The sequence below is a fragment of the Salinivibrio sp. YCSC6 genome (assembly GCF_004916735.1).
GTDB lineage: Bacteria > Pseudomonadota > Gammaproteobacteria > Enterobacterales > Vibrionaceae > Salinivibrio > Salinivibrio proteolyticus.
In genome coordinates this window covers 682,715-697,147 of sequence record NZ_CP039517.1, presented here as the reverse complement: position 1 = coordinate 697,147, position 14,433 = coordinate 682,715, and the positions used below count along the sequence as shown (strand labels likewise).

The window sequence follows — 14,433 nt, the reverse complement described above, 5'->3', positions numbered from 1 at the left end:
CCGCTCTGTTAGCGGCCTTTTTGATCCCGCTGGCTGCCAAAGACCCTCTCCTTGAGACAAGCAATCGCGATTGACAGGCACGTTCGACAGGCTCAAAAAAAAGCGCCTCTCCGGGCGCTTTAGCTCAATTCATTACCGATATAGAGAATGTATCACCCCTCCCACCGATAGAACACGGTCGCTAATGGCGGTAACGTCAGTGATAACGATTGTGCTTGTCCGTGAGCCGCAGTATTTTGCGTATCGATTTCCGCGGGCAATGGATAGCCGCTCCCCCAGAATGCCGCATCGTCGGTATTCAGCAGCAGAGAATAATGTCCGGCATGGGGCATCCCCAAGATAAACGAGTCACGCGGTACCGGTGTAAAGTTACTGACCACCAGCACACGCTCCCCATCATCGCTGATCCGCTCATGAGCAATCACGCTCAACGCGTGGGCATCTTGTAAGCGCCACTCAAATCCAGCTGGATCGCAATCGAGCCGATAAAGCGCAGGCGTTGAGGTATACAAGTGATTGAGGGCCTTCACCAGCGACTTCACGCCCTGATGCCGTGAATATTCCAACCAATGCCACTCCAGTTGACCATCATGATCCCACTCGGCGGTTTGGCCAATTTCCGTACCCATAAAGTTCAGCTTTTTCCCAGGCTGACCGTACATGTACCCCAAATATGCGCGTAAATTTGCCGTTTGCTGCCACTCATCTCCCGGCATTTTGTTAAGTAGGGCGCCTTTGCCGTACACCACTTCGTCATGCGACAGTGAGAGTACATAGTTTTCACTGAAGGCGTATACCAACGGAAAGGTCAACGTGTCGTGATGATATTGGCGATGGATGGGCGCTTCACGAATATAGCTCAAGCTGTCATGCATCCAGCCCATGTTCCACTTAAAGCCAAACCCGAGTCCGCCTAAGTAGGTAGGCGCAGATACGCCGGGAAAAGCGGTAGACTCTTCGGCAATCGTCATCGCATTAGGGAAGCGTTGGTAAATGGCTTCATTCACCCATTTCAAGGTCGCAATCGCATCATAGTTTTCGCGCCCCCCATCGGGGTTCGGTAGCCATTGATCGTGCGAACGCGAGTAATCGAGGTAAAGCATCGACGCCACCGCATCGACGCGTAACCCATCAATATGGAAATAATCCAGCCAATACAACGCGTTGCTGACCAGAAAACGACGGACATGTTCTTTACCCATGTCGTAGATATGGCATTGCCAATCATTATGCCACCCGCGGCGCGGATCGGGGTCATGATAAAGCGGCGTGCCGTCGAAATAGGCTAAGCCATGATCGTCACTCGGAAAATGCCCAGGCACCCAGTCCAAGATCACGCCAATCCCTGCTTGGTGACACTGATCAACAAAATACTTAAAGTCATCCGGCGAGCCATAACGACTCGTCGGTGCAAACAGGCCAACCGGCTGATAGCCCCACGAGCCATAAAATGGATGCTCACTGACCGGCATCAACTCGACATGGGTATACCCCATTTCGACTAAATAGGGCACCAGTCGCGCCGCCAACTCACGATAGCCCAGCGGATTTCCCGTCTCGTCATGCTGCCAAGAACCGATATGTAACTCATAGAAAGACAAGGCTTGTTGGTGCTTGGCGGTAACAGGCCGTGCCTGCCAAGCCGCATCTTGCCATTGGTAAGCCTGATGGTCGTAGGTTAACGACGCAAACGAAGGGTATTGCTCCGCATACGCACCGAACGGATCCGCCTTGTGAGGCAGTGAATGCCCATCGGGCCCGGTGAGCGCGTACTTGTAGCGACAATCCGCGCCCAAGCTAGGCACAAAGCCCACCCAGTAGCCGTCATCGAGTCGCGTCAGTGGATCAGCCTCTGACTGCCAATGATTCCAATCACCAATGACACTGACAGAACGCGCGTTTGGGGCATAAACCAGAAAACGGACGCCTTTGATGGGCGTACCGTTAACCGGAAGTGTCATTAGCTTGGCCCCCATCTGATGATAGGCCTGATGAGGATCGGATAGATGCGCAGCATTAAGCGCATAGTCGTCCGCGGCGATGGTGCCATGCGGTTTAGGATTGAGGGTGTCAGGCACGGTTGTCTCCTTATCAAAAAACGCCCTACCCCTGAGGTGTTGGCTGTCACCGAGGATAGAGCGTTAAAACGTGGCATCGTGGTTATAGATCGTGAATCATGCGACCGACTGGCGGCTAGCGTGCTGTCGAACGCGAGTTAAATCTCGCGCCAGTTGGTTCACTTCCTCTTTGCTAAATAAGGCATCAAGGTTCACCGAAAGCTTACGACGCCAGTTAGGATATTCATCGACCGTCCCCGGAATATTGACTGGCTTGTCCATTTCTAACCAATCTTCCAGTTGCACACTCAACAACGCAGACTGTCCTGCCGCTACATGCAACTGCAACGCACGGCTTAGGTAGCCATCCATTGGCACGTAACGCGCATCGTCACCGACACCTTCCGGTAACATGCCATGCCAACGCACACTGTCTAGAATGCCTTGTTTGGCTTTTAAACGGCCATCAAACAAGGCTTGCAACTGTGACTCGTCCGGATAAAGCCCCAACTCTTGTCCCATTTTCAAATCGTCGCAATGCCAAAAACCTCGGATGGTTGGCATATCATGGGTACACAAGGTAGCCATTGCTTGCTCCGCATAATGGGCAGGCGAGATAAAGCCACCATCGTCTTTCGAGGTTTCAAAGAAGAAGACCTTGTAAGAATGCACCCCCGCATCACGCAGTAAATCGACAATTTCATCGGGAACCGTACCAAGATCTTCACCAATTACACTGCACTGATGACGGTGCGACTCGAGTGCCAAAATCGCCAGCATGTCTTTAACGGGATAATAGAGGTACGCGCCTTCGGTGGCATTTTTCCCTTTTGGGATCCACCACAAACGGAGCAAACCCAACACATGATCGATACGCAGTGCGCCGCAGTGCTGCATGTTTGCGCGTAGCAGCTCGATAAATGCTTCATAGCCGGTTTCTTTCAACGCATGCGGGTCAAACGGCGGTAGTCCCCAGTTTTGACCTAATGGCCCCAGCACATCCGGTGGCGCACCGATACTCGCATCCAGCACCAATGGCGAATGATCGGACCACGTTTCGCTGCCCGCATCAGACACCCCAACCGCCAAATCGCGATACAAGCCCATCGCCATGCCTTTTTCTTCAGCCAGACGCTGTGCTTCTTCAATCTGTCCTTGTGCAATCCATTGTAAATACATATACAAGTGGACACTGTCTTGGTGCTTCTCAACAAAGGCCTGGGTCGCCGCACTTTCATAGCGTCGATACTTTTCGGGGAAGACTGGCCAGCCCCATATACTGTCATCATCCGCGCGCAAATGCTGATGCAATGCATCAAAGGTCGCTTGTTGCTTCAAGCTATCGCCTCCTTGCTCAACAAAGTCGAGAAAGGCACGGCCGCGGGCTGTGTCTTGGGTCAGGTGTCGCTGTTTAAACTCCTCGAAAAGCAAGGGTAAAACGGCCATCTTCAGTGCCGCGACTCCGCTGTAATCGACCCAATGCGTTTCGCGCACGGCCTGCAAACGACGCTGAAAGTCGGCACTGCCCACCAACTGCTGAGCCTTGGCACTTAATGCAAACTCCGACACGGCACTGACATCGATATAGAGTAAGTTCAACCAACGACGTGACGACGGGCTATAGGGGCTCGCTGCTTCTGGGTTGGCAGGAAATAACGCATGAATAGGGTTCAGCCCCACGAAATCTACGCCACGCGACGCCAGATCACTGACCAACTGCTTGAGATCGCCAAAATCACCAATCCCCCAGTTATGCGGGGTACGCAGCGTATAAAGTTGAATACTCGGCCCCCACATTTTTTTGTGTTGGTCGAGTTCAGGCTGCATGTAGCAACGTGCGGGGGCCACAATTAACGTCATTTCATAGGGGGTTTTGCGGCGTTTTCTCATTACCGACAAACGGTGGTATCCCCAAGGTAAGGTGCAGGGCAGATTGAAGACCAACGGCCCCCCTTCACGACGTTCATCACGCACAATTTGGGATTGTAGATAGCCTTCGAAGCACTCACCTTGCTCGGTATCGATGCGCCAGCTAAAGTCACTCTCTCTGGCACTGGTGCCTAAATGCAATGCGACCTCGAGCGGTTCATCGTCGCGAATGACTTGAACTGGCGACAAAACGCCTTCTTTGTGTTTTTTCTCTGCTGAGGCCAGTAGCGTTTCATCGTTACGGGTGTCATAGCCAAGTGACGTCAACAAATCGTATAAGGTGCTGTCAGGCACAGAGGCTTCAGTGCCCCATGCACTGATGTAGCGGTCGGCTAAATTTGCCATTTGTGCGACTGTTTTAAGTGCAGGTTGTTTCATCGCATTCTCCGAGGGGTCCGCCCCCTTCTTTTATCGGCCATTGCAGTTATTGTTATTGTGGGTGGCACCCTATGTCGTGCCACCCATTTAGCATGTCAGCTTGGTATCAAAGGCTTAGCGTTTTACCGCTTTCAGTTGCCAAATGTTAGCGACATAGTCTCGAATTGAGCGGTCAGAGCTAAATTTGCCCACCAGCGCGGTGTTCAAAATTGCTTTATGTGCCCACAGCGTTGAGTCACGATAATCGCTATCAATTTGATTATGAGCACGCACATAATCGGCAAAATCCGCTAAGCACAAATACGGGTCGCCACTGGCCATCACACTATCGAATACCGGACGGAGTAATCCTGGGTGTCCCGGCGTGAAGGTGTCATCCAACAGACTATCAAGCGACGCTTTTAACAGCGGCTGTTGATGGTATTCGTGATCAGGGTGATAGCCTTTCTCACGCAATGCATTCACGCCTTCCACGTCGAGACCGAAGATATAGATATTGTCATCGCCCACTTCCTCGCGAATTTCCACGTTCGCGCCATCCATGGTCCCGATAGTCAATGCACCATTAAGCGCCATCTTCATATTGCCGGTGCCCGACGCTTCTTTGCCGGCCATCGAAATTTGTTCAGACACATCGGCAGCAGGAATAATGATTTCCGCCATGCTGACTCGGTAGTCAGGGATAAAGACCACTTTAAGCTTGTCACCGACTCGTGGATCGTTATTGATCGTCTCCGCCACCTTATTAATCGCAAAAATGATCGATTTGGCGAGCGCATAGCCCGGCGCGGCTTTGGCAGCAAAGAACACCACACGAGGCGTCATATCGAAATTCGGCTCATGGATCAGACGGTGATACAGAGAAATCACATGTAACAAGTTCAGATGTTGACGCTTGTACTCATGAAGACGTTTGATTTGAACATCAAAGATGGCGTCAGTGTTTAGCGTGATGTCTAGATGGGTTTTTACCCAATCAGCAAGACGCTGCTTGTTGCGCTTTTTCACTGCCATAAAGGCTTTTTGGAACGCTTTGTCATCAGCATACTGGGCAATTTGCTCCAGTTGCTCGAGATGAGCCGGCCATTGGTCGCCAATTTTTTCACTGATAAGGGCAGAGAGATCTGGGTTACAGAACTTCAACCAACGACGTGGCGTGATCCCGTTGGTCACGTTTTGGATACGGCCCGGATAAAGCGCATCAAATTCAGGGAAGAGATCGCGTTTTACCAACTCAGAGTGCAACGCCGCCACACCATTGACCGCGTACGAGCCAATCACACAGAGGTTTGCCATGCGCACCATACGCTCGCCCTGATCGTCAATCACAGACAGCACTTGCTGTTTGCGGACATCGCCCGGCCATTTCGCAGCAACGTCTTGCAAGAAGCGGTGGTTGATTTCAAAAATGATTTCCATGTGACGCGGCAGCAAGTTCGCCATTAACGACTCGCTCCACGTCTCCAGCGCTTCTGGAAGCAAGGTATGGTTGGTGTAAGCAAACGTCTGGCTGGAGATAGACCAAGCGTCATCCCAGCTCAAGTGGTGCTCATCCAACAGCACTCGCATCAGCTCAGGAATGGCGATAGTCGGGTGAGTATCATTTAACTGAATGGTTTCATAATCTGGAAGGGCAGCCAGTGGGTGGCCAGCATCTAAATGGCGACGAAGAATATCCCCAACAGAGGCCGCACTGTGGAAGTATTGCTGCATCAAACGCAACGTTTTACCCGCATCATGATTATCGTTCGGGTAAAGCACCTTGGTCAGGTTGCCTGCATCAATTGCGGCTTGTTGCGCACGGGTATAGTCACCATCATTGAAGGCATCGAGCGCAAATGGCGTCAGTGCTCGACCTTCCCATAAGCGAAGTGGATAAACCGTATTACTTTGATAGCCCACGATAGGCAGATCCCAAGGCATCGCTTGAATATGAAGGCTAGGAACCCATTCGCGGCGCGTGTGACCGTTTTCTTCAATCACCGCTACGTGGCCATAAAAGCCAACCGTTTGGGCAAGGTCAGGACGAACCACTTCCCACGGATAGCCTTCTGGCTCACGCCATGCATCCGGTGCTTCTTGTTGGGCGCCATCTTTAAATGATTGACGGAACAGACCATATTCATAGTGCAAGCCATAGCCGACCGCTGGATACTGTTGGGCTGCCAGCGAGTCCATAAAACACGCGGCCAAGCGGCCCAAACCACCATTCCCCAACGAAGGATCGCGCTCTTGCTCAAGCAAATCGGTCAGGCCAAACCCAAACTCGCTGACCACAGCCGCAATTTCATCGTAAAGCCCCATGCTAATCAGGTTGTTGCCCGTTAAGCGGCCAATCAAAAACTCTAGGGATAAGTAGTTCACACTCTTCGCTTGTTTGATGGCTAAATCGTTTTCTGTCGCAACCAGATCACTGGTGGTGTGTTCGGCCAGCGCGCGGCCTAAGGCGAGATACCAATCGCGCATCTCCGCGGTTTCGGGGGTGCGACCAAGCTGCGTCAAATGCTGGGTCATACTGGCTTTAAAAGCGCTTTTATCAAATGCGTGTTGCTGTTTAGGCGTCATGTCATCGCTCTCGTAATGGAAAAAAACCTCGATGACAGTCATCCTGCCCAAGCCTGTCGATGCAAACATCCTCCCGAGACAGGAGGAGGAAAGGAGGAGTTGTCAGGGCGTAGAGAGCCACATCACAAGCTGTGAGTGAGCTTGCTCTCATCAATGGAGGAATTTCGTGATATTGAGGTGATAAAAATCACAATTTGAGGGAACACTGACCAAAATACGGCTGTGAAAAAAGAACAATCCCTTTTGTTAATTTTGTGCGCTAACGCAAATTGTGGGGGCATTCATCGTCTCTGGCGTGTAACACCTTCTATATTCCGTATCCGAAACAATAAAATTAGTGACTTTAATCACAATTAAAAGGCGTAGCTGCACCAAAATAGAGCAATTGCACCATTATCAGCGCTGGATCATAGTTTGTGACAGACCAGTTACATACACTTGCGTACAAGGATAAACGCGGCAAAGCCGCACTCGCTGTAAAGGACCTTCTCGCTATGTGGATCCCGTCAAAACTTACCCGTCCCGGCCGTCTCTACAATGCCATCTTGCGCCCGCGCGTATTGGATATCCTCCAACAAGCGCCACATTACAAATTGGTGTTGTTCCGCTCGCCGGCAGGTTACGGCAAAACCACCATGGCCGCACAATGGCTCGCCGATCAAAACCATGTCGGCTGGTTCAGCATTGATGACAGCGACAACGACAGCTTCCGCTTTATCAACTACCTGTTGCAAGCATTAAATAAAGCGACCCACGATGGGTGCCCCAATACCGTTAAGCTAGCAGAAAAACGCCAGTTCTCATCCCTGCGTGCGCTGCTCTCCGATGTTTTCGCTGAGCTGGCTGGGTTACAGTCCACCTGTTATCTGGTATTGGATGACTACCAATTGATCGACAATGAAGACATTCATGAAGCAATGCGCTTTTTTATTAAGCACATGCCCGATAGCCTGACTTTGGTGGTGACCTCGCGCGCGAATCCGCCGCTAGGGACAGCAAATTTGCGGGTTCGCGATCTGATGATCGAGATCGGCAATGAACTGCTTGCGTTCGATAATGAAGAGACCACCCGCTTTTTTAATCAACGTGTCGCCGATGGTGTCGACGAAACCACCGCGAGCACCCTTTGTGCCTACGTCGAGGGCTGGCCATCTGCCCTACAATTAATTGCGATTCAGGCTCAGCATCAAAAACGGACCCTGATGCAAAGTGCCGCCTCCTGCGCGAGTTTTAACCATGCCCACCTGTGGGATTATTTGGTCGAAGAGGTTTTTGATCTGCTGGACAGTGAAACCCGTCAGTTTTTAATGCAAGTTTCCGTGCTGGAAATGTTTAATGACGAGCTGGTCTTTGCGCTGACCGAGCGCGAAGACGCGCTCGGCATGCTCGAGTCGCTAAATCGCTACGGTTTATTCATCTATCCGTTGGAAGGAGACAATAACTGGTTCCGCTTCCACCATTTATTCGCAGAGTTTCTCGCCCATGAGCGTCAAGCACGGATCCCTCAACAGCAACAACACTTAAACCGACAGGCAGCGTTGGCTTGGCTAAAGCTGAATACGCCCCATCAAGCATTGCGCCACGCCCGCTACGCCGAAGACGATACCTTGATGGCGGATATCCTCAATCAGCACGGTTGGCGTATGTTTAATCGTGGAGAGCTCTCGACCCTAGAGGCGGCTATCGGCCAAATCAGTAATCAGTTGCTATTCACCTACCCCAACTTAGGTCTGCTACGCGCGTGGTTAGCGCAGAGTCAACACAGATATCATGAAGTCGGTGAACTTCTCGCAGAAGCAGAGCAAGCCTACCAAGAACGTAATATCACGCTTGATATTGATTATCAGGGAAATGCCAACGCGTTACTGGCCCAAGTTGCCATCAATCGCAATGACCCTGACCAAGCGATGGCGCTGGCTGAGCTGGCACTTAGCCAACTTGACAGCGCGAACTATCGCGGTCGCATTGTCGCCACATCCGTGGTGGGGGAAGTAAATCACGTGGTTGGGCAGCTTGATCGCGCTCTGTCTATGATGCAGCAAACCGAGAAGCTCGCGCGCCAGCATCAAGTGTACCACCAAGCGTTATGGGCGATTTTACAACAAAGCGAAATTTTGCTCGCACAAGGCTACGTGCAAGCTGCATTCGAATTGTTGGATAGCGCCGATAAATTGATTGAAGATCAGCAGCTCCACCAAGTCCCTTTGCATGAATTTGCGCTGCGCTTGCGGGCACAAATTCTATGGTGCTGGCATCGATTGGATGAAGCCGAAGTCTGTGCGCATAAAGGACTTCGCGTGCTGGAAACGCAGCCGCCGAGCAAACACTTGCACAGTTATTCCATGCTGGCTCGCGTCGCGATTAGCCGTGGTGAGCTCGATAAAGCCTCAAAGTATATCGATCATATCGAACACCTTCTTCGTGAATCGGTTTACCACGTAGACTGGACCGCCAATGCCTCGCTGTCACTGCTCTTATACTGGCAAGCCAAACATGAGCTCACCAATATCGATGAATGGCTCCATCAAGCCGTGCGTCCCGACACTGCCTGCAACCATTTTTGCCAACTGCAATGGCGAAATATTGCCCGTGCGTACTTACAACTGGGACATCATGACAAAGCCCGCGAGGCGTTGGCCTTCTTACGTAAAGAAGCCGACCGCACATGCCTAGTCACGGATAAAAATCGCAACCTGATTGTGGAAGCCGTACTCGCCAGCCGAGAGCAGGAAGAAGAATATGCGAAAACCTTACTGCAAGAGGCGCTCACGCTAACCAACCAGACCGGCATGGTGGGTAACTTCTTAATCGAAGGCGAGGCTATTGCGCCCTTACTGCACCAGTTGCTTCAACAGCAAGCACTCGGGGCATTAGAGCGTCATCGCGCTCAGCAACTGCTGAAAGAAATTGCCAGTCATCAGCGCAGCCGCGCCGTTCACTTTGATGAAGATTTCGTCGAAAAATTGGTGAAACACCCCAACGTCCCTGAGTTAGTACGCACCAGCTCGCTCACGCAACGCGAGTGGCAAGTCCTTGGGCTCATTTATTCGGGCTTGAGCAATGAACAAATTGCTCAAGAGCTCGATGTCGCCGGCACCACCATCAAAACACATATCCGTAACCTTTACCAAAAACTGAATATTGCAAACCGCAAAGAAGCGATAGTCACCGCAGAAAATTTACTGCAACTGATGGGAAGTTAACGGATGAAGCCTACGCCTTTGGCTATTCGCTAAGGGCGTAGGCGCTGATTATTCTCCGCCTACCTTTCGTGATACGTTATTGAATTATTGAAATATTTTCTTATTCATCAGTTGATTTATAACGCGATCACAGTTGGTACATTTCACCTTTCAGTAAGCTTGGCCTCCTTACAAAACATAAAGGTCAACCTGATGAATCATCTGTTAAACAAACATCCTCTTGCACTGCCTTTTACGATTGCCTCGGCGATTGTATTAACAGGCTGTCCGTTAAATGACGATAACCCTGACGTCGATACCAACCCAACCGCCAGTGTTCGTGATGCGGGCACCAGCGATGCCAGTGTGCTATTTGCTGATGCCGATACCCTGCTCACTCATCAAACCAACGCCACCTCGCTCACCTTGTATTACTCCGCTGATGGCACGATGCGCTATAACCCGGACACACAACAGGTGGAAAACGCCACCGCGAGTGTCGAATCCACCCTTGCCACGCGCGATCATTGGCAGACATCGTTTCCCCATTTGCAAGGTAACGTCAAAGGGTTCGATTTTGACTTTGTTGACGCTGATATTGCGCTGAAGCAATGGCTTAAAGGACAGCTTCTCGCTATCGCCAAAGACGGTGATACCGTATTAACCGCAACCGATGTGCAACCGGCCCGCGCGCTTGATGCCTTGTACGCAGAACACGCCGAAAAACTTAACTATGGGGCCATCCCTGACGCTGGACACACTGAGTTTCGTCTTTGGGCCCCTACCGCACAGCAAGTCTCGCTGGTGCCCTATCAATCGGCGAGCGAACAAAACGCGCCCAAACAGCGCCAAACGCCCATTAAAATGGACTTCGACGCCGAGTCAGGAAGCTGGCATATTGCCACCACGGCGCTGAATCATGGTGACTATTACCGTTATCAACTGTCGGTCTATCACCCTGTCACACACCGTGTCGAGCGTCTCGAAGTCACGGATCCTTACTCACATAGCTTGTCGACCAACTCCAGCTATTCACAGGTGGTCGATCTGAATGCGCCCGCGCTTAAACCCAGTGGTTGGGATACGCTGAGTGCGCCTCACTCGCAGCAAAATCCCGCCAACAGCGTGATTTATGAGGCGCACGTGCGTGATTTTTCCGCGCTCGATCAATCCACTCCCCAAAATCTGCGCGGTAAGTACCTTGCTTTTACCCAAAACACCACTGAGCCGGTCAAACACTTAACCGCGCTCGCGCAATCTGGGGTTACTCACTTGCACCTGCTCCCCGTGTTTGACATTGCCTCCATCAACGAAGACGTCGCACAGCGTATCGATGTCACCGACCGCTTCTCCACGTTATGTGACAAAGTCCCCTCACTGAAAGATACCCCAAGGCTGGCCAGTGAGTGCGACAACAATCAAACCATCCAAGCGGCCTTAACGGATTTAGCCACCCAAGACAGTGCGGACACCCCCTATGTGCAAACGGTAATGGCGGCGATGCGTCAATACGATAGCTTTAACTGGGGTTACGATCCTTTCCATTACACCGTGCCTGAAGGCAGTTATGCGACCGACCCTGAAGGCACCGCGCGAATCCTCGAGTTTCGTAAAATGATCATGGCCATCAAACAAGATATCGGCATGAATGTAGTGATGGACGTGGTCTACAACCACACCCACCAAGCAGGCTTAGGGCCCTATTCTGTGCTGGATAAAGTCGTGCCTTGGTATTATCAGCGCCTTAACCCCGTCACTGGGGACGTTGAGCAATCCACTTGCTGCTCAAACACCGCACCTGAGCATCGCATGTTTGCCAAACTGATCGATGACTCGATTGCCACTTGGGTGAAAGACTACAAAATCGATGCCTTCCGTTGGGATTTGATGGGGCATCATCCGCTAGCCCAGATCGAGCACACACTTGCCGTTGCCCGCGCCATCAACCCAGATGTGTATTTCTATGGTGAAGGTTGGAACTTCGGTGAAGTCGCCAACGATCGCCAGTTTGTCCAAGCCACCCAAGCAAATCTGGCAGGCACAGGTATTGGCTCATTCTCTGACCGACTTCGAGATGCGGTTCGCGGCGGCGGTCCGTTCGATGGCGGCGAGTACCTGCGCAAAAACCAAGGCTTTGGTAATGGTCAATGGGTCGCCCCCAATGATTTGCAACAGCAAAACAGCGAGGAAAGAGCCGGTGCCCTGCATAATGCCGACCTAGTTCGTTTGGGTATGGCGGGTAACTTAAAAGATTTTCAGTTACAAATTGCCAATGGTGATGTCGTGCGCGGTGACGAGGTCGATTACAACGGTCAACCGGCTGGCTACGCACAAGATGCTTGGGAGGTTCAAAACTATGTCTCCAAGCACGACAACCAAACCTTGTGGGATAACAATCAATACAAATTCCCTTACGCCATGCCACTTGCGACACGCGTCCGCGCCCAAGCCGTGTCACTCTCCACTGCACTGCTGGGACAAGGGGTGCCTTTTATTCACATGGGCAGCGAGCTACTTCGTTCAAAATCCATGCAGCGTGACTCGTATGACTCGGGCGATTGGTATAACCGCGTCGATTTTACCCAACAAACTACGCAGTGGGACCAAGGGCTGCCGCGTGAAGATAAAGACGGCTACAACTGGCCGATGATTGAAACCGTGATTGCCAACCACAACAGCGAGGCCAAACCAACACCACAGGCAATCAGCAACATGGACAGCTACTTTAATGAGCTGGTGGCGCTGCGTGCGTCGTCAGGGCTGTTCCACTTAGGCCAAGGCAGCGTGATTAACCAACGTGTCAGCTTTCACAACACCGGTGCCTCACAAATCCCGGGGCTAATTGTGATGCTTCTTGATAACAGTGGCACTCTGCACGACAGCTCGATTGATGCAACGCGTGACGGGATTATCGTCGCGATCAATGCCTCGGGCATGGCGGTCAATGACTTTGCCAACATCGACGCCACCGGCTATCAGCTTCACAGCTTGCAAACCAATGCGGGCAACAGCTCGATAGCGTATAACCAACAGGCCGCTCACGTAACCAACGGCAAACTCACCATCCCCGCATGGTCCGTCGCCGTATTCGAGAAACCTCATCAACCTTAATCGTATTGGGGGGAGTGCAGTATCATTCCCCCATCTTGTCCTGTTTGGGTACACCGTGCTCGATATGCAAGGTTAAACACTCCGATTTACACGACCTCGATCATGTTCGAGGTCGCACCACATCCGACTTTCGCTCATCTTGTTAGCTTTTATCAACATGAGAAAAAGCGATGTATTATCAACGTGTCTTATTCACCATTTTCTGTTTATCCTCTCTTCTCCTACAGCCTGCGCTGGCCAACTCAGTCGGTTTTATACCTTTGTATATTGAGGCAAATGCTGTCCGCCCACTTGAAGGTGCTATGTGGTATCCAACCGATGAAACTGAAGCGAAAGTACTAATCGGCGATAACCCTGCTTTTATAGGCGTGCCTGTCATCCAACACGCCTCCATTGATACGAAAAATGCACCATTGGTCGTATTGTCTCACGGCTATCGAGGTAACTGGAGGAATCAAAGCTGGTTGGCTTATTCACTGGCTCAGAAAGGCTATATTGTAGCGGCAATCAACCACCCTGGAACCACGAGCTTTAACCATAACGCCTCTCAAGCCGCACAGTGGTGGCAACGCCCAAAAGATATGTCACATCTCCTCGACCATCTATTAAGCAACAATAGCTATCGCAACAAAATAGATAAGCAGAATATCACGGCGATCGGGCATTCATTGGGTGGTTGGACAGTGATGCAATTGATCGGCGCACAACTCGATAGAACAGCGTTCAAACGTGATTGTCAGCAATACCCGAACTCGAGAACATGTGGATTAGCGGACGAACTAGGATTGTCCACACGACAAGATGCTGAACCCTCATCTCATAACCTTAGTGATCCTCGGATAAAACGAGTGGTTAGCCTTGATCTTGGGTTAGCACGAAGTTTTTCGACAACCAGCCTCGCATCAGTGTCTCAGCCCACTCTCATTTTGGCTGCAGGTGTCGATATTGGGGACTTACCACAAGCCATGGAGTCTGGCTACTTAGCGGAACATATGGGGCGCGCACATCGACGCTATAAAGTCTATCAAAACGCTACCCACTTCAGCTTTATACAAGCCTGTAAGCCCAATGCCGTGACGCTAATTGAGGCCGAAAAGCAGGGAGACGGTATCATTTGCCAAGATGGACGAGGTGCACAAAGAAGTACCCTACACCAGCAAATAATCGATGATATTGTGCAGTTTTTAGCAGATTAAGCTCTACAGACGAGA

5 protein-coding genes and 1 pseudogene are annotated in these 14,433 nt (G+C 51.3%); 3 read left to right on the top strand and 3 right to left on the bottom strand.

What is annotated here, in order from left to right:
• Positions 1-152 precede the first annotated feature (152 nt).
• The 3 genes and pseudogenes from glgB to E8E00_RS16925 form a co-directional block, all read right to left on the bottom strand.
• Positions 153-2,006, bottom strand: a pseudogene (gene glgB, locus E8E00_RS16935) (1,4-alpha-glucan branching protein GlgB); the annotation flags it as partial.
• A 168-nt stretch (positions 2,007-2,174) separates the two neighbouring features.
• On the bottom strand, positions 2,175-4,364 hold the full coding sequence (gene malQ / locus E8E00_RS16930; RefSeq protein WP_096632731.1) for a 4-alpha-glucanotransferase: 2,190 nt from the start codon (positions 4,362-4,364) through the stop codon (positions 2,175-2,177).
• Between the two features lie 114 nt (positions 4,365-4,478).
• Positions 4,479-6,929, bottom strand: a complete 2,451-nt coding sequence (locus E8E00_RS16925; protein WP_096632819.1) for a glycogen/starch/alpha-glucan phosphorylase — start codon at positions 6,927-6,929, stop codon at positions 4,479-4,481.
• Between the two features lie 494 nt (positions 6,930-7,423).
• Here E8E00_RS16925 and malT point away from each other — a divergent pair, with 494 nt between their 5' ends.
• The 3 genes from malT (at position 7,424) to E8E00_RS16910 (ending at position 14,418) form a co-directional block, all read left to right on the top strand.
• Positions 7,424-10,132: an HTH-type transcriptional regulator MalT gene (gene malT / locus E8E00_RS16920; protein ID WP_136588417.1), complete on the top strand. Its 2,709-nt coding sequence runs from the start codon at positions 7,424-7,426 to the stop codon at positions 10,130-10,132.
• A 192-nt stretch (positions 10,133-10,324) separates the two neighbouring features.
• Positions 10,325-13,222: a pullulanase-type alpha-1,6-glucosidase gene (pulA, locus tag E8E00_RS16915; RefSeq protein WP_096632733.1), complete on the top strand. Its 2,898-nt coding sequence runs from the start codon at positions 10,325-10,327 to the stop codon at positions 13,220-13,222.
• A gap of 170 nt (positions 13,223-13,392) precedes the next feature.
• The gene (locus E8E00_RS16910; RefSeq protein ID WP_136588416.1) at positions 13,393-14,418 is read left to right on the top strand and encodes an alpha/beta fold hydrolase; all 1,026 of its coding nucleotides are present in this window, start codon (positions 13,393-13,395) and stop codon (positions 14,416-14,418) included.
• The last annotated feature ends 15 nt before the right edge of the window (positions 14,419-14,433 follow it).

Coding starts and splice junctions, on each gene's coding strand:
- malQ (WP_096632731.1), bottom strand. CDS start 4,364: ATGAAACAACCTGCACTTAAAACAGTCGCACAAATGGCAAATTTAGCC.
- E8E00_RS16925 (WP_096632819.1), bottom strand. CDS start 6,929: ATGACGCCTAAACAGCAACACGCATTTGATAAAAGCGCTTTTAAAGCC.
- E8E00_RS16910 (WP_136588416.1), top strand. CDS start 13,393: ATGTATTATCAACGTGTCTTATTCACCATTTTCTGTTTATCCTCTCTT.
- pulA (WP_096632733.1), top strand. CDS start 10,325: ATGAATCATCTGTTAAACAAACATCCTCTTGCACTGCCTTTTACGATT.
- malT (WP_136588417.1), top strand. CDS start 7,424: ATGTGGATCCCGTCAAAACTTACCCGTCCCGGCCGTCTCTACAATGCC.